General features: G+C 62.7%; 11 protein-coding genes and 1 CRISPR repeat array. Of the genes, 2 read left to right on the top strand and 9 right to left on the bottom strand.

The window, feature by feature from the left end; translation table 11 throughout:
* Positions 1-8: 8 nt before the first annotated feature.
* Positions 9-734: a PepSY domain-containing protein gene (locus tag NXS98_RS13350; RefSeq protein WP_283845512.1), complete on the top strand. Its 726-nt coding sequence runs from the start codon at positions 9-11 to the stop codon at positions 732-734.
* Here the strand turns inward: NXS98_RS13350 and NXS98_RS13345 are convergent.
* From NXS98_RS13345 to NXS98_RS13305, 9 genes are all read right to left on the bottom strand, one after another.
* Positions 731-2,107, bottom strand: coding sequence for a phenylacetate--CoA ligase family protein (locus NXS98_RS13345; protein ID WP_283845511.1), 1,377 nt, complete (start codon positions 2,105-2,107; stop codon positions 731-733). The two genes, NXS98_RS13350 and NXS98_RS13345, sit on opposite strands and share 4 nt — an antisense overlap.
* Positions 2,104-2,667 (bottom strand): hypothetical protein, encoded by a 564-nt coding sequence (locus NXS98_RS13340; RefSeq protein WP_283845510.1) that lies wholly within the window; start codon positions 2,665-2,667, stop codon positions 2,104-2,106. Before NXS98_RS13340 ends, NXS98_RS13345 begins: the two co-directional genes overlap by 4 nt.
* Positions 2,668-2,682: 15 nt before the next feature.
* Complete coding sequence (locus NXS98_RS13335; RefSeq protein WP_283845509.1) at positions 2,683-3,159, bottom strand: acyl-CoA thioesterase; 477 nt, start codon at positions 3,157-3,159, stop codon at positions 2,683-2,685.
* 113 nt (positions 3,160-3,272) lie between these two features.
* On the bottom strand, positions 3,273-4,550 hold the full coding sequence (locus tag NXS98_RS13330) for an NAD(P)/FAD-dependent oxidoreductase (RefSeq protein ID WP_283845508.1): 1,278 nt from the start codon (positions 4,548-4,550) through the stop codon (positions 3,273-3,275).
* Positions 4,547-5,215 carry a hypothetical protein gene (locus tag NXS98_RS13325; RefSeq protein WP_283845507.1) on the bottom strand — a complete coding sequence of 223 codons (669 nt, stop codon included), beginning with the start codon at positions 5,213-5,215 and terminating at the stop codon, positions 4,547-4,549. The genes NXS98_RS13330 and NXS98_RS13325 overlap by 4 nt, the downstream gene beginning before the upstream one ends.
* Before the next feature lie 12 nt (positions 5,216-5,227).
* The gene (locus NXS98_RS13320; protein ID WP_283845506.1) at positions 5,228-6,577 is read right to left on the bottom strand and encodes a coproporphyrinogen-III oxidase family protein; all 1,350 of its coding nucleotides are present in this window, start codon (positions 6,575-6,577) and stop codon (positions 5,228-5,230) included.
* Between the two features lie 500 nt (positions 6,578-7,077).
* Positions 7,078-7,965: a menaquinone biosynthesis protein gene (locus tag NXS98_RS13315; protein ID WP_283845505.1), complete on the bottom strand. Its 888-nt coding sequence runs from the start codon at positions 7,963-7,965 to the stop codon at positions 7,078-7,080.
* Positions 7,966-7,968: 3 nt separating this feature from the next.
* Positions 7,969-9,138 (bottom strand): aminofutalosine synthase MqnE, encoded by a 1,170-nt coding sequence (mqnE, locus tag NXS98_RS13310; RefSeq protein ID WP_283845504.1) that lies wholly within the window; start codon positions 9,136-9,138, stop codon positions 7,969-7,971.
* 813 nt (positions 9,139-9,951) lie between these two features.
* Positions 9,952-13,586: a CRISPR direct-repeat array (repeat unit 37 nt; unit sequence GTCTCCATTGCCTTTCGGCATTCACCGCGTTCCCGAC).
* A 271-nt stretch (positions 13,587-13,857) separates the two neighbouring features.
* Complete coding sequence (locus NXS98_RS13305) at positions 13,858-15,255, bottom strand: Gfo/Idh/MocA family protein (protein ID WP_283845503.1); 1,398 nt, start codon at positions 15,253-15,255, stop codon at positions 13,858-13,860.
* A gap of 259 nt (positions 15,256-15,514) precedes the next feature.
* On the opposite strand from NXS98_RS13305, the gene NXS98_RS13300 reads away from it, so the two are divergent.
* On the top strand, positions 15,515-15,958 hold the full coding sequence (locus tag NXS98_RS13300; protein ID WP_283845502.1) for a response regulator: 444 nt from the start codon (positions 15,515-15,517) through the stop codon (positions 15,956-15,958).
* Positions 15,959-15,969: the final 11 nt, after the last annotated feature.

The following is a 15,969-nucleotide window of genomic DNA, read 5'->3' as shown; positions in this document are numbered from 1 at the left end:
TGCCAACCATGAGTGTCCCCAACATCAACCCTGCCGCTGCGCCTGCCCCCAAAAACGCATGGCTGCTGAAATTCCGTGTCTGGCACCGCTGGGCCGGCGTGGCGGCGGCCTTGTTTCTGCTCATCTTCAGCCTCACCGGGATGGTGTTGAATTACAAGAAGCCCATCTTTCAGGCGCTGGGTCTGGAGACTCCGCCGCCCGCCACCGCCGCCCGGCCGGGGGACAAGCCGGCTTCCGCTCCGGCGCCGCGCCACGCGGGCAACCTGCTGGAGCAGCGGGTTGCCTGGCCGGACGCGCTGGCGCTGGCCCGCCGCGAGTGGGGAGAGGCGCCGCTGGAGCGCGTGGAGTTGAAAATGGAGCAGGGGGAGTGGCTGTACAAAATCAAACGCAAGGACGGCGCGGAATTGTGGGTCTCCGCGGAGACGGGAGCGCGTTTCGCCAAGGGCGAGTATGAAAAGGTGCGGCGGGGCGCGGACGGTGCGCCGGTCAAAGCTTTCGATTGGGGGAAATTCCTGCTGCATCTGCACACGGGCAAGATAGGCGGCCCCATCGGCGTGGCGGTCATGACCCTGATGGGCGGGGCGCTGTTTTTCCTCACGCTTTCCGGCTTGTACTTGTGGGCCAAACCGCTGTTCATCCGCCGTGCCAACGCAGCCGCCCGCCGGGCCTCGCCAATGGCAAGCCGGGCGCCCAACCCCGCGCCGCGAGAGGCAGCGCCCGCCGCGATGACTTAACGGGTGAGGGGCGGGAAGGAGTCGGGAAAATGCGCCGGCGCTTCCGGCGCGGCGCCGAATTTCACCCAGCGGCGGCTCTTCATTTCAAAGCGGGGCAGGCTGCCCGGGGGCGCGAGGCGCACGGGCACACGGAGGCCCAGGGCGGTGTGAAAAGCGCAGCGCAACCGTTGCGCCAGGGTTTCCGGGTGCCGCACTTCCGGCGCCGGTTCGATTTCCACCATCAGCTCCGGCAGGGCGCCAGTCTGGAGCAAATGCACACGGTACTCGGCCACGTCCTTGAAGCCGCGAATCAAATTGTCCACCGCGGCGGGGTACACATTGACGCCGCGCACGATGACCATGTCATCGGCGCGCCCGATGATGCCGCCCTCCAGGGCCAGTAAATGCCGCCCGCACTCGCACACTCCCACGGGCGCCAGGCGGACCCGGTCCCCGGTGCGATACCGGATGGCGGGTGAGCCGAGGCGGTCCAGCGTCGTCAAGACCAGCTCGCCCTCGCGGACGCCTGGCTGGCCGGTGGCGGGGTCCACCACTTCCGCCACAAACGCATTTTCCATGACATGCAGCACGCCGGGGCGGGCGGGGCATTCATACGTCACCGGGCCGGTTTCGGTCATGCCGTGATGATCAAACACGCGCGCGCCATTCCATGCATGGGAAAGCCGCGCCCGCACGGCCGGCACGCTGCCGCCGGGTTCGCCGGCGGTGATGATGAGGCGGATGCGGCTGGCGCTCAGGTCCAGCCCCGCGGCGCGCGCTTCCTGTCCCAGATGCAGGGCATAGGTGGGCGTGCACAGCAGCACTGTGCAGTGATTGTCCAGCAACGCCCGCAGCCGCGCCTCGCTGTTCATCGCGCCGCCGGGAAAACAAAAGCATCCCAGGCGCTCGGCAGATTCAAAGGCGGACCAGAAGCCAATGAACGGCCCGAAGGAAAACGCAAAGAACAGGCGGTCCCGCGCGGTCACGCCGGCGGCGCGAAAAATCTGCGCCCAGGCGTCCAGCATGGCGGCCCAGCTTTCGCGGGTATCGGGCCAGCGCAAGGTCGCGCCGGTGCTGCCGCTGGTCTGATGACAGCGGATGTAGCGCTCCAGCGCAAAAGTCAAATTGGTGCCATACGGCGGCGCCGCCTGCTGGTCTGCCACCAGCTCAGCCTTGGTGGTGAAGGGGAGTTGTTGCAGCAAGGCCTGCGGCTCTTCGATGTCTTCCCGGAAGTCCAGCCCCGCCCACTTGCGCTGGTAGAAGGGATTTTGCGCGCGCGCCAGCCGGACCAGCGTCCGCAACTTTTCGTGTTGCAGGCGCAGCAGCTCCGCCCGCGTCAAGTTCTCGGGGGGCGGTTCTGCGGGCGGGACAAGCGGGGCGGGGAGGGCGCTCATTGGGGGGCGGAAGTCGGCGCCGGCGTTGCCGGCGCGGTGGCGGCCGCGGCGGGTTTGGCGGGAGCAGGCGCCGGTTTATACAACGTGACCAGCGCTCCGCCGGTGGCGGCCAGCACGATGCCCAGCAGGAAGGGCAGCGGCAGCCGGGACCATCCGCCGGCGGGGGGATGCAGGAGCAGGCCGACCACAGCGTTGACGATGGGCGCGCCGGCAAACACGATGGACATCACCACGGCCGGGGTGCCGCGGGCGCCAAAGGCCAGCAGCACGCCCAGCGCACCCGCGGCGCCCACGATGCCGGCGAGCAGGGACCAGGAAAAACCTTTGAGGGGATAATGCCACGTGGCGCCCTTGGCCAGCAGCAGCGCCAGCGGCGCCAGCACGGCGGTCAGGAAGTAGGCGAGGCCGACGCATAGAAAGGCTTTCATGCGGCCGTTGGCGGGGTCCTGCATGGCAAGCTGGCCCTGGTGCAGAAAGATGCCGTACAGCCCCCAGCACAGCACGGTCATGAGGGCAAACATCAGCCAGGTGGAATCAGCATGGGTATTCGATTGCGGCATAACAAGGTTTCCGGGTTAAGAGCGTTTTTTAAGCGGCATGCCCCCCGCCCGCCGGCGCTCTTCCGGCGGCGCGGCTTCAAGGGCGCGCGCGAGCGCTTCCGGCAGCGGCACAGCCTTCAACGTGCCGTCGGCGCGATGTTCCACGCAAACGACGGTGATGACGCCGCGCGCGGCCTCCACCTCGGGGGCGGGATGGACGCGGCGCAGGGTAAAGTGATAGGTCAGGCTGCGGCGGGATTTTTTGGCCACGCGCAGGCGGATTTCCACTTCATCCTCAAAGCGCAGGGGCGCCAGGTAATCGCAGTGCGCGTGCACGCGCGGCAGGCCCAGGCGGCCGTCCCCATCCGGCCGGGCCACCGAGAAGCCCAGCGAGCGGAAAAAGGCATGCTCGGCGCTTTCCATGAAGCGGAAGAAATTGGTGAAGTGCATGATGCCGGCCATGTCGGTCTCGGCAAACTCCACGCGACGGCGATGGACAAATTCAGAGGGCATGAGCAGCAACCTTCATCCCACCAAAGCCAGGGGCCAGGTCTGGCGTCCGCAGGGTTTCAGGGTGGGGGGGATTAGCGTTTCGCGCTTGCACGGCCGGTTTCGGGTGTAGTGGACTACTTTGCCGCCACGGCCTCCTCGGCCGTCAGCACCTCTCCGTACGGGAGCGGTTCGGGCACTTCGGCAAACTCGGCCACGCGCTCGAACAACCGGCTCAAATCCTTGTTCACATCCCCGGACAGGCAGTCGGTGATATCCCCCTGCACCTCGGGGTATTTGTCGGTCAAATCCCGGAAGCTGAAGCTCTCCTGGTAAAAGGCATAGACGAGTTTGCGCATGTTTTCGATGCCCTCGCGCATCAAGCGGCTGTACTCGGTGAAACGCGCGGCGGAGACGTCGCCCGCCTGCAGGGCGGCGTGGCCGGCATCGGCCGCCAGCATGCCGCTTTTGAGCGCCAGCATCACGCCCGAGGAAAACACGGGGTCCAGGAAGCCAAAGGCATCTCCCAGCATCACCAGCCCATCCACCGCGCCATACCGCGAGCGGTAGGAAAATTCGTTGGTCAGCCAGTACGGGCCCACCTGGCGGCCTTTGCTGAGCTGCTCCGCAATCCAGGCGTTGTTCTGGATTTCGCGCTGAAACATCTTCTCCGGCTCGCGCACGCCGTCGCGGGTGAGGTATGGCCCCTCGGCCACTGCGCCCACGCTGATGCGGTCGCCGTGCAGCGGGATGTACCAGAACCAGCCCTTTTGCGGCAGAAACGCCACGGTGGTGGCGCCGGCGTCAATGCCCTCCGGCCGCGGGATGCCCTCGTAGTAGGTCCAGACGGCAAATTTTTTCAGATAGGGGTCCCGCACGCGCCAGTTGAAGCGCCCGGCGGCCAAAGCGTCGCGGCCCGAGGCATCCAGGGTGAGCCGCGCCCGCACGGTGTATTCCCTGCCGTCCGGGCCGGCGGCGCGCACGCCCACCACGCGCCCGTCCTCGCGCAACAAATCGAGCACGGTGGTTTGTTCGCGCACTTCCGCGCCCTTGGCGCGGGCGTTGTTCATCAACAGCAAATCAAACTCGCTGCGCAACACCTGCCAGGTCTGCGCCACCTCCGCCTCATAGCGGGTGAAAAAGTAAAACGGCTGGGAGGCCTTCCCGGAGGGGGAGACGAATTGCACGCTGTATTTTTTGACGAAGCCGGCCTGGTGCATGGCCGCCGTCAAACCCAGCCGGCGCAGCGGATAATAGGTGAAGGGCAGCAGCGACTCGCCAATGTGGTAGCGCGGGAATTTCTCGCGCTCGAGCACCAGCACGCGATGCCCATATTCGGCCAGCAGCGCCGCGGCGGTGGAGCCGGACGGTCCGGCGCCAATCACCACGGCATCATAAATGTGCTGCGTTTTCATGGTTGCGTATCCTCCATCATGCATTGTCCAAATCGCGCATGGTAATCCACCGGCAGCGGCCCCTGCACCGCCTCCGCGCGGGGTGCGAGGATTTCCATCACGTCGGCCAGGAGCCGATGCTCGCCGTTGAGCAGCAAATTGCGGCGCCCGTAATAGGCCGCGGGCGCGGCGCCCGGCCCCAATTGCGCGGCCAGATAGGGATGGGGCGCGAGGCGATAAAACTCCTGCGGGCGACAGACACAGGGCTGTTCGTGGTCCTGTAACAGGCGGCCCAGGGGCAGGCGCTCGGCCAGAATCTCCGCCTGCAGCGCGGGGGGAAAGGCCGCCAGCCGCACGCAGATGACGCCGTATTCCACCGGCAGCCCGCCCGCCGCCAGCAGCAGCACTTCCCGCACATAAAACGGCCCGCGCCGTTCCGTGCGCAGGGCGCGCAGACTCAGGCGGGTCTGGTAAAAGCGTTCCAGGGTGGAGGTCATGTCCTGTCCGTGGGCCAGCAACTGGCGGTAGGGCGCCGGCAGGGCAGCGGGCGGCACCGGCTGGGGCCGCGGAAATTCCAGTCCGGCCTGCCGGCCAAACCACTGCCACCAATCCAGCACGGTGACGGGGGCGCGCGGCGGCGCGGCCGCTTCAGGCTGGGCAGGAGGATGAGGCAGCACGGCAGGCATGACGGGTTGGGTTCAGGCGTAACGCACCTGCCGGTGCTCCGGCAGGAAAAATTCCTGAATCAGGCGGTCGGCCTGCAGCAGGCCGTCGCGGTGGAAACGCAGTTCATCGCCGTCGGGCGCGCGCTCCAGAAAGCCCCAGTTCTCCAGGCGTTGCAGCGCGTCGGCAAACTCCGCCGCAATGTCCACACCGTATTTGGCCTGGAAATAACTGCGCCGTACGCGCCCCAATTTGAACTGCAACACCAGCTCCCGGATGAGCCGCTCGCGGGGCGTGGGGGTCAGCGCGCGGTAGATGGGCAGCTCGCCGGCGTCCAGTTTGGCGAGGTACGGCTCAAAGTCGTGCAGGTTTTGGAAATGAGTGCCGCCGATGTGGGAAAACGAGGCCACCCCCAGCGCCAGCATGTCGGCCCCCTGCCACAAGGCGTCCCGATAAATGAAGCGCGTGCGCGCCGGGTCCTTCACCGCGGTGTAGGCGCTGGCCACCGTGTAACCAGCGGCCTCCAGCTCGGCGAAGGCGTATTTCACCCACGCCCGCTTGGTTTCCCAATCGGCCACCGGCGCCACCAGTTTGCCCTCCGCCTTCATGCGCTGGTAGATGGTGGTGTTGTAGGGAATTTCCATCTGGTAGATGGTCACACTGTCCGGCGCCAGCTCGAGGGTGCGCCGCACGCATTGGCGCCAGTTTTCCTCCGTTTCCTCCACCATGCCGGCAATCAAATCTATGTTGATTTGGGGGAAGCCAATCTGCCGCGCATACCGGTAGGCGCGTTCAATTTCCCGCGCGCGATGGGCGCGCCCGTTGATTTCGAGGATGTGGTCATCAAAGTTTTCGATGCCCAGGCTCAGCCGCGTGATGCCCAGCTCCCGGATGGCCGCCAGTTTGTGGTCGGTCAGCGTCCCCGGCTCGCACTCGAAGGTGACCTCCTGGACGGCATCCCACGGCAGCAGCCGCTGCAAATGCCCCACCAGATGCCGCAACTGGTCCGGCGAGAGATATGACGGAGTGCCGCCCCCGAAATACACAAACAAGGGCTTCCGCCCCCCCACAAACGGCCGCTCCGCATACAGCTCCAGCTCGCGGCCCACCGCCTCCAGATAATGCCGGATTTCGGATGAATCCTTGTCCGTGTACACCTTGAAATAGCAAAAGTGGCAGCGCTTGCGGCAGAAGGGGATGTGCACGTACAACCCCAGCGGTGTCCCCGGCTGCGGCGCGCGCTCCAGCGCCGCCAGCGCTTCGGGCACACGCTCCGGTTTCCAGCACGAAAACGGCGGGTAATTGGAAACAAAGTAATTGCCGGCCGTGGTCGCCTTTTCCAACGGCGGCGCGGTGAGGCGGGTGGGGGCCGTCGCGGTGTTCATAACTTGCTGGCGGCCAAGACCGGCCGATTCACGATTCCGGGGGCGCTGCCCGTCTCATATATATTACTAATAGCCATCATTACCCCAATTATTACCTATGCGTACGGTTTCCGCAAAAAAAGTTTGCGGGAAATGTGGGTCCTTGCCGGAAAGCCCCAGCAGCAGGGTCCAGAGAAAACCGAGCTTTGCCCTTGCCTATCTGGCCTGCGGGACGCAGGCGGAACTCGCAGGCGAGGACGCCTGCGCTACGCACTTGATTGACCCCTCACCCTGGCCCTCTCCCCCAGGGAGAGGGGAAAACCAGCATACGCTGGGCAAAAAGCGGGGAAAACGGAAGGGCTGGAAAAGTTTCTGAAAGTTTCAAGTTTCAAGGAGTTGGCTTGGAGCACCAGCGGCCCGATTAACCGGGTCTTCCAACTTGAAACTTGCAACTTGCAACTTCCCTCCGCAGGCGGGGAAAGCCTGAACCCTGAAAACTGAACACTGAAAACTAACAAACTTCAGTACACATAGACCAGCGGGTGCACGGGGCCCAGGCCGTGTTTTTCGAGCAGCTCGCCAAAGCGCGCCACGCCCGCTTTTTCATCGCTGCCCAGGTGGTAGTGCAAATGCCAGGTGAGGTAGTCTTTGCGGAAGTTGTAGTTGAACTCGCTGCGGCTGGCGACAATGTAGTCCAGCGTTTCCATGCCAAACGCCCGGGCCTCGCGCAGCAGCCGGCGCAGGCGCTCGTTGTCCACGCCGCGGCGCAAGGCCCACACCGCATAGACAAAGGGCTTGCCCGTAAGCTCCAGCCAGGCCGCGCCCAAGTCCCAAATCTGATGCTCATGCGGCCCCAGCAAAAACTCCAGCGCCACATCGCCAATCAACAGCACGGCCTCCTTCTGCGCCGCCTGGGCGTAATCTTCCAGCGGCACCAGCGCCGGCCGCAAGCCGCGTTCGGCCAGCAGCACTTTCAACAAATTGACGCTGGTCAGGGAGGCGGGGTCGCAATGCACCTGCCGCACCTCCTCCAGCGGCACGCGATGCGCCAGCAGCACACTCAACACCTCCCCCAGCGAGGCAATGGCAATGCCGTCCAGCACGTCATAGCGGCCGGTCAGGAGCACCTCCGTCACGCTCACCAGCGCGGCGTCCAGCTCCTCGCGGCGCAGCATTTCCGCCAGGCGCGCCGGCGTGGCGTAAATGACCTGCTGCTCCAGGCCGCGGGTGAGCGGCACGCCGTTCAGATACGGCACAGTGCCCACGCGGAAGGGCGCCAGGCAGTTTTCCAGCGTGGCCTCTTTCTGAAGCTGCTCCGCCCGCTGGATGCGCTCCTCGCGGTGAATCATGTCCTCCAGCGCCTCGCGGGGCGCCAGCCGCAACCGGGGAAGAGGAGCATCACCGCTCATGATTCACGCCGTGGCCAGATTGTTTTGCAGGATGGCGGCAGCCCCGCTGGCGGGCGCGATGACCCGCGGCGCCGGGCCGTCCCACACCTTGAGCGGCTGGTAAAAGGTGTCGCGCTGCACCGGCACCAGGCCGGCCTCGCGGATGGCCTTCACCATGGCCAGCTCGGTTTGCAACTGCGGGGTCTTGGCCCCGGCCATCCGGAAGATGTGCTCCTCCACGATGGTGCCATGCAAATCGTCCGCGCCGTAACTCAGCGCCAGTTGGGCCAGCTTGAGTCCCAGCCCCACCCAGTAGGCGGTGAGGTGCGGTATGTTGTCCAGGTACAACCGGCTGACCGCCATGGTGCGCAGGGTATCAAAGCCCGACGGCGCATGCGACACCGGAATGGCGTTGTTTTCCGGCTGATATGGCAGGGGGATGAACCCGCAAAAACCACCCGTTTCATCCTGCAACGCGCGCAGTTGGCGCAGGTGATCCACCCGATCCTCCAGCGTCTCCACATGGCCGTACAACATCGTGCACGTGCTGCGCCCGCCCATCCGGTGCCACGTCCGGTGCACGTGCAAATAATCCTCCGCCGGCTCCTTGCCCCGCGCAATGGCCTCGCGCACGGACGGCCGGAAAATCTCCGCCCCGCCGCCGGTGAGCGAGTCCAGCCCGGCCTCCTTCAGCTCTTCGAGCACTTTCTCCATCGGCTTTTTGGACAGCGTGGCCAGATGCAACACTTCTATGGCCGTGAAACACTTGAGATGCAGGCGCGCGTCCAGCGCCTTGAGGGCGCGCAGCATGTCCAGATAGTAGCGGTAGGGCAGCGAGGGGTGGAGTCCCCCCACAATGTGCAGCTCGGTAATGCCCAGTCCCAGCGCCTCCCGCGCCTTGGCCACGATTTCCTCGACGGTCAGCTCGAAGCCGTCGCCGTTGCGTTTCTTGCGCGCGAAGGCGCAAAACTGGCAGGACAGAATGCAGTAGTTGGAATAGTTGATGTAGCGGTTGACAATGTAACTGGCCCGCCGCCCGTTCAACCGCTCCCGCACCCCGCTGGCCAGCGCCGAGAGCAGATGCACATCGCGCGTCTGAAACAAGCGCAGCGCCTCGGCTTCCGTCAGGCGTTGCCCGGCTTCCACGCGCGCGGCGATGTCCCGCAGAGGGTGTTGTTGCCACAACCCGTTCATCCCCCCTAGTGTAGTCCCAAATCGCCGCTTTGACTATGTGATTGTTGGGGGGGGAGTTTGCCCCGGCACGCCTGGCGGCGTGCGCGGGAGTGTTCAGTTTTCAGTCGTTCCCCTCCTGCGGAGGGGAGTTACAAGTTTCAAGTGTCAAGTTTCAAGATGCCCCCCTAACGCCATGAGCAAAGGCGGCGGCCTCTTCACTTCCAACTTGAAACTTGAAACTTGAAACTTCTTTACGTCTCCTCTTCCCCCAGCGCCGCCGACAACCATTTCTTACTGAACACTGCTAACTGAACACTGAACACTTCTCCGCCTTTCGGCATTCACTCCCCCCTCCTGCGGAGGGGAGTTTGCCCCGGCACGCCTGGCGGCGTGCGCGGGAGTGTTCAGTTTTCAGTTTTCAGTTTTCAGTCCTTCCGGTTGCCTTGAGCGAGGGGGAAGGGGCTATCGCTTCAAACTTGAAACTTGAAACTTCAAACTTGAAACTTCTTTACGTCTCCGCTTCCCCCAGCGCTGCCGACAATCATTTCTTACTGAACACTGCTAACTGAACACTGAACACTTCTCCGCCTTTCGGCATTCACTCCCCCCTCCTGCGGAGGGGAGTTTGCCCCGGCACGCCTGGCGGCGTGCACGGGAGTGTTCAGTTTTCAGTGTTCAGTGTTCAGTCCTTCCGGTTGCCTTGAGCGAGGGGGAAGGGGCTATCGCTTCAAACTTGAAACTTGAAACTTCAAACTTGAAACTTCTTTACGTCTCCGCTTCCCCCAGCGCTGCCGACAATCATTTCTTACTGAACACTGCTAACTGAACACTGAACACTTCTCCGCCTTTCGGCATTCACCGCGTTCCCGACGCAGTTGATAGCTATCAACCTTGTGGAGAACCTCGATAAGTCTCCATTGCCTTTCGGCATTCACCGCGTTCCCGACCTTTGAAGCAATCAAAACTGGTGCTGAAAGAAGCCGATGTCTCCATTGCCTTTCGGCATTCACCGCGTTCCCGACAAGGCTCCTGAGAGCAAGTCCACAGTTTCAATCGCGGAGTCTCCATTGCCTTTCGGCATTCACCGCGTTCCCGACGTTGGCCTCCTCGAACAGTTCATTGAGGCGGTCAGCACTGGTCTCCATTGCCTTTCGGCATTCACCGCGTTCCCGACCCTGGTGGCATGAGTTCGATATGGTTTTGACTGCGAGGTGTCTCCATTGCCTTTCGGCATTCACCGCGTTCCCGACCATAAACGCAGCCAGCGAGGAAGTCATTTCGGCCCGCTCCGTCTCCATTGCCTTTCGGCATTCACCGCGTTCCCGACAAACTTATGGTGACTATCACACCAAAGTTATATGTTGAGTCTCCATTGCCTTTCGGCATTCACCGCGTTCCCGACTCTGGGTTTTCTATGGTGGGGGAATCTACTGGGCCAATGGTCTCCATTGCCTTTCGGCATTCACCGCGTTCCCGACCAGCAGCCTCGAAGATCTCGACACACCGCCGCCTCCGGTCTCCATTGCCTTTCGGCATTCACCGCGTTCCCGACAGACTTGGCGGCACAGTACCCGCGCTTGACCTTGCAGTCTCCATTGCCTTTCGGCATTCACCGCGTTCCCGACTTGCTGCCGGGGTTTTCAATCCGCCCGATGAAGTGCTGGCGTCTCCATTGCCTTTCGGCATTCACCGCGTTCCCGACCCTGGATTGGAGTTATAGACAACACCAAGGGCCACACCCTCTGTCTCCATTGCCTTTCGGCATTCACCGCGTTCCCGACTTATCTCTACTCCTCTGGCCGCCAATTGGCGGCTCTCATTGTCTCCATTGCCTTTCGGCATTCACCGCGTTCCCGACTGGCCACAATGCCCATCGCCGCCAACTGGCGGATTAGTCTTGTCTCCATTGCCTTTCGGCATTCACCGCGTTCCCGACATAATCTGCCTCTATCCAAGCATTGTTTTGACGTGGCCGTGTCTCCATTGCCTTTCGGCATTCACCGCGTTCCCGACAACCGCAAACTGGCGGCTAAGCTTATTGCGGTTTTGCTGTGTCTCCATTGCCTTTCGGCATTCACCGCGTTCCCGACAAATCCCCACGCCCACGTTCGGTGAGTGCATCGCAGAAGAGTCTCCATTGCCTTTCGGCATTCACCGCGTTCCCGACCCTATTGAGGTTCGCTTGCGCCGCCGAGCGGCTGAGCGCGGTCTCCATTGCCTTTCGGCATTCACCGCGTTCCCGACTCGCATACTGTGAGGAGCTAAGCGCCCTTGACCCTGAAGTCAGTCTCCATTGCCTTTCGGCATTCACCGCGTTCCCGACCCAACTGGCGGCTAAGTTTGCTACGTTTTGCGTGTGCCGGTCTCCATTGCCTTTCGGCATTCACCGCGTTCCCGACACGCTTCAGGGACTCCGGTGGGTAAGACCCGCTCGTTGGGGTCTCCATTGCCTTTCGGCATTCACCGCGTTCCCGACACGTGGTGAGACCCAAACGCCCACATTTGGGGCGTGTATGTCTCCATTGCCTTTCGGCATTCACCGCGTTCCCGACCAGGCGGCCGGAGTCGAGGTCACTATTAAAGGCATCCCTGCGTCTCCATTGCCTTTCGGCATTCACCGCGTTCCCGACGAAAGCTAACACGGAGCGAAGTCAACAGCGCCAGGGAAGCGTGTCTCCATTGCCTTTCGGCATTCACCGCGTTCCCGACGCATTTGGACTGTGCTGAATAAGGCACTCAGCACGGCGTCTCCATTGCCTTTCGGCATTCACCGCGTTCCCGACTCCCAAAAGACGAAAGCAAGTGGCGTTAGAGTAATTTCAGTTGTCTCCATTGCCTTTCGGCATTCACCGCGTTCCCGACGGGTCCGGAGAAATCCACTCCACTAAGTCTAGCAACTAGTCTCCATTGCCTTTCGGCATTCACCGCGTTCCCGACCTCCCGGAGGCCTCCGACAGCCGCCAGGGAGTCTAAGGCGGTCTCCATTGCCTTTCGGCATTCACCGCGTTCCCGACCAGGTTGCCGCCGCCACGGTCAAAGGCAAGGGCAAATAGTCTCCATTGCCTTTCGGCATTCACCGCGTTCCCGACTGCCGAGTGATTCTGTTAAAAAGAGCTAAAGGAGTTTGGGAGTCTCCATTGCCTTTCGGCATTCACCGCGTTCCCGACCGGCTTCGGCGGTCAAAAAGCCAAAACTTTCGAGAGGCAAGTCTCCATTGCCTTTCGGCATTCACCGCGTTCCCGACTGGCACAGGCCGCAGGTGCCGTGGTTATTATTAAAGGCGTCTCCATTGCCTTTCGGCATTCACCGCGTTCCCGACGCGCTGCTTGTGGACAATCCTTAACAAGGCTTATAGTACGGTCTCCATTGCCTTTCGGCATTCACCGCGTTCCCGACCCTGCTTCTTGCAGGGATGGCCTGGAGCAATGGAGACGTCTCCATTGCCTTTCGGCATTCACCGCGTTCCCGACCGGAGCATTTCCGCCGAAAGCAAGGGCAAGGGCAAGAAATGTCTCCATTGCCTTTCGGCATTCACCGCGTTCCCGACGCCGCTCCCCGGTTTGGGGGACGGCTCGCCAACGTCCCCCTGAGTCTCCATTGCCTTTCGGCATTCACCGCGTTCCCGACCTGAAGTCCAGCAGCTGGCGGAAGATACCGCCAGCTTAATGTCTCCATTGCCTTTCGGCATTCACCGCGTTCCCGACGGGATGGTCTTGAACAATGGAGACTGCGGCGGAGCATTTCGTCTCCATTGCCTTTCGGCATTCACCGCGTTCCCGACGAGAATGGGTGACTTGAACAAGCAACTGATGAGGGAGAGTCTCCATTGCCTTTCGGCATTCACCGCATTCCCGACAGAGGGGCTTACGGCGGAAGAAATCCGCCAGCTGGCGGGTCGCCATTGCCTTTCGGCATTCACCGCATTCCCGACAGGAATCCACTCCCGGAGGAGTAAAGCTCCTCGCAATGACGTCTCCATTGCCTTTCGGCATTCACCGCGTTCCCGACGGAGGACTCCGCATTATCGGAGTGGATTCGGCGGAATCCGCGTCTCCATTGCCTTTCGGCATTCACCGCGTTCCCGACGGGGGCTGTTGGAGTCTCTGAAGAAAATCCAGGGATACACTTGTCTCCATTGCCTTTCGGCATTCACCGCGTTCCCGACGGAGACTGAGTCTCCTGAGATTCGCCTGCGCCGCCGAGCGGTCTCCATTGCCTTTCGGCATTCACCGCGTTCCCGACTCTTTCCCTGTTTTCAACGCTAATTAAAATTTCCGTCTCCATTGCCTTTCGGCATTCACCGCGTTCCCGACCAATTTGTAGAGGGGCTTGAGGCGGATGAAATCCGCCAACTGTCTCCATTGCCTTTCGGCATTCACCGCGTTCCCGACCGGCTGAGCTTACTTCGGTTCGCCTGTGCCGCCGAGCGGCTGTCTCCATTGCCTTTCGGCATTCACCGCGTTCCCGACAGCGCCTTTATAACCCATTCTGGCGCAAGGGCGCAAGTGTTTTCCAGGTCACGAGGCCATTTTTGAGTTGGCACGTTGTTTGCTTCTTTAACGATACAGATTTTCTCAAGTATGAGCATCTTGCTCTCCATCAGTGATTTATGACTCAGGTCACGAGCCCCCCCTTTTTGGGGGTTTTTGGCTCGTGACCTGGAAAAATTTTTTTGAAATTTTTTGCAAAAACTGGCGAGGCGGCCCGGAGGCCGTGGTTGCGGGTTGGTTTTGGGTTGTTTTAGATTTCGGTCCATACGCCGGGGACGGGGACGGGGTAGAAGCCTTGGGGGTTGGCGCGTACGGGAGCGGGGCTGTCGGCGGTGAGTTTGTCCACATCGGGGTAGAAGGAGAAATGGGAGTTGAGGGCTTCGTCCCAGGTGATGATGCGGCCCATGTGGACGGCGGCGCGGCCCATGATGGCGGCGAGGTTGGAGTAGGCGGCGCGCTGGACTTCGTTGTGGGGGCGGTCTTCGCGGATGGCGGTGAGGAGGGCATCCCATTCGGCCTGGTAGGGGCTTTTGGTTTCTTTGTCGGGGCGCCAGGCGAGGTTGTCGCCGGTGATGCGCTGGTCTTTATAGACGCGGACGGTGGGGGCGTGGATGTCGCCGCTGAATTGGGCGGCGGCTTTGGTGCCGTGGAGGAAGGTGGAGAAATCGGAGTGGCATTTGGGGAGGTAGCGGCCGGTGACGAAGGCCTTGGCGCCGTCGGCGAAGGTGTATTCGATGGCGTAGGAGTGGAGGTTTTGGCTGGCGTCGGCGAGGCCGGGGGCGCGTCCGCCGACGCCGTGGGCGGAGACGGGCCAGGCGTCTTTAATCCAGCAGCATTCGTCCACCTGGTGGATCATGAGTTCGATGAAGATGCCGGAGGAGGCCCAGTAGAACTGGTAGGGGCGGCGGATTTGCCAGAGGAGCTCGTTTTCGCGGCCGTTGAAGGGGCCCATGAGGTAGCCGCTGTCCATGCGGTAGGCGCGGATGAGGTGGATTTCGCCGAGGTCGCCCTGGCGGATTTTTTGGATGAGGGCCTGGCGGGCGGAGGAGTGGCGGCACATGAGGCCGCAACCGATTTTCAAGTTTTTGGCGGCGGCGGCTTCGCCGGCTTTGAGGAGGCGGCGGATGCCGGCGGGGTCGGCGGCGAAGGTTTTTTCCATGAAGACGTGCATGCCTTTTTGGATGGCGTATTCGAGGTGTTGGGCGCGGAAGGCGGCATGGGTGCACTGGAGGACGACGCTGCCGGGGCGGAGGCTGTCAATGGCGTGGCGGTAGGCGTCGAAGCCGAGGAAGCGGCGGTCGGGGGGCACGTCGGCGCGCTCGCCGAAGGCCTGGGTGAGGTTGCGGTGGGCGGTGGTGAGGCGGTCTTCAAAGAGGTCGGCCATGGCCACGAGCCGGGTGGGGCCGGTGGTGGAGCGCAGGGCGTCGGCCGCGGCGCCGCTGCCGCGGCCACCGCAGCCAATGAGGGCCAGGTGGATGGTGCTGTCTTCGGCGGCATGCACGTGGGGCAAGGCCACTCCGGCCAGCGCTGAGACGGCGGCGGCTCTGGTGGTGGTGGAGAGGAATTCACGGCGGGCCATGGGCGCGGCGGCGCTGGCAGGTTGAGCGGGTGGGGAAAGCGGCCGGGTGTGCTGGGTGGGGGTTTTCATATAGGGTAAAACATGCGCTGGGCGGCGGGGAGATGCAAGCGGAAATGCGGCGCGGTCAGGGGCGGGGGGGAGAGGGGATGGGATTGGGCGCGGGGGGGTAGGGAGGTTATGTTTGTGAATATGGTGAATAACTTTTGCTGAAAAGCAACTTGACAGGTGGCAGCGTCCGTAATCCACTACGCACTGGGAGACGGCGGGAGGTGGGCCAGTACGTGCCACTGGGGCCGCAGGGCGTGGGACAGAAGTTATTTATCATGGCATGAAATCGTCAACATCAGACCAACCGGGCGTGGCACGCCCCACTGTATTGGTGGTGGATGACCAGGTGGAGGTGCTGGCCGCGCTGCAATTGATGCTCAACATGCGGGGCTACGAGGTGCTGGCGGCGGCGGGCGGGACGGAGGCGTTGCGGGTGGTGCAGGAGCATCCGGGGAAGGTGGAGGTGGTGGTGACGGATTATGCGATGCCGGAGATGAACGGGCTGCAGTTGATTGAGCGGCTGCGGGTGGTGGAGCCGGCGCTGCAATTTGTGGCGATTAGCGGCAATGCCTCGCCGGCGGAGGTGGCGAGTTTGGTGGCGGCGGGGGTGGTGGAATTTCTGGCCAAGCCGTTTTCGGTGGAGGCGCTGCATCAGGCGATACAGCGGGCGGTGGACTTGAGGCGCCAGGGGTTGTTGGCGGTGCCCACGGCGGCTTCGTCCTGAGCGGGGGGCGG

The organism is Fontisphaera persica (assembly GCF_024832785.1).
Lineage (GTDB): Bacteria > Verrucomicrobiota > Verrucomicrobiia > Limisphaerales > Fontisphaeraceae > Fontisphaera > Fontisphaera persica.
The sequence above is the reverse complement of the archived record's forward strand: the minus strand, read 5'-3'. Positions and strand labels throughout refer to the sequence as shown.

What these genes read in the sequence shown, in the direction of transcription:
- NXS98_RS13315 (WP_283845505.1), bottom strand. Translation starts at nt 7,965, where the DNA reads ATGAGCGGTGATGCTCCTCTTCCCCGGTTGCGGCTGGCGCCCCGCGAG.
- NXS98_RS13305 (WP_283845503.1), bottom strand. Translation starts at nt 15,255, where the DNA reads ATGAAAACCCCCACCCAGCACACCCGGCCGCTTTCCCCACCCGCTCAA.
- NXS98_RS13300 (WP_283845502.1), top strand. Translation starts at nt 15,515, where the DNA reads ATGAAATCGTCAACATCAGACCAACCGGGCGTGGCACGCCCCACTGTA.
- NXS98_RS13340 (WP_283845510.1), bottom strand. Translation starts at nt 2,667, where the DNA reads ATGCCGCAATCGAATACCCATGCTGATTCCACCTGGCTGATGTTTGCC.
- NXS98_RS13335 (WP_283845509.1), bottom strand. Translation starts at nt 3,159, where the DNA reads ATGCCCTCTGAATTTGTCCATCGCCGTCGCGTGGAGTTTGCCGAGACC.
- NXS98_RS13330 (WP_283845508.1), bottom strand. Translation starts at nt 4,550, where the DNA reads ATGAAAACGCAGCACATTTATGATGCCGTGGTGATTGGCGCCGGACCG.
- NXS98_RS13345 (WP_283845511.1), bottom strand. Translation starts at nt 2,107, where the DNA reads ATGAGCGCCCTCCCCGCCCCGCTTGTCCCGCCCGCAGAACCGCCCCCC.
- NXS98_RS13350 (WP_283845512.1), top strand. Translation starts at nt 9, where the DNA reads ATGAGTGTCCCCAACATCAACCCTGCCGCTGCGCCTGCCCCCAAAAAC.
- mqnE (WP_283845504.1), bottom strand. Translation starts at nt 9,138, where the DNA reads ATGAACGGGTTGTGGCAACAACACCCTCTGCGGGACATCGCCGCGCGC.
- NXS98_RS13320 (WP_283845506.1), bottom strand. Translation starts at nt 6,577, where the DNA reads ATGAACACCGCGACGGCCCCCACCCGCCTCACCGCGCCGCCGTTGGAA.
- NXS98_RS13325 (WP_283845507.1), bottom strand. Translation starts at nt 5,215, where the DNA reads ATGCCTGCCGTGCTGCCTCATCCTCCTGCCCAGCCTGAAGCGGCCGCG.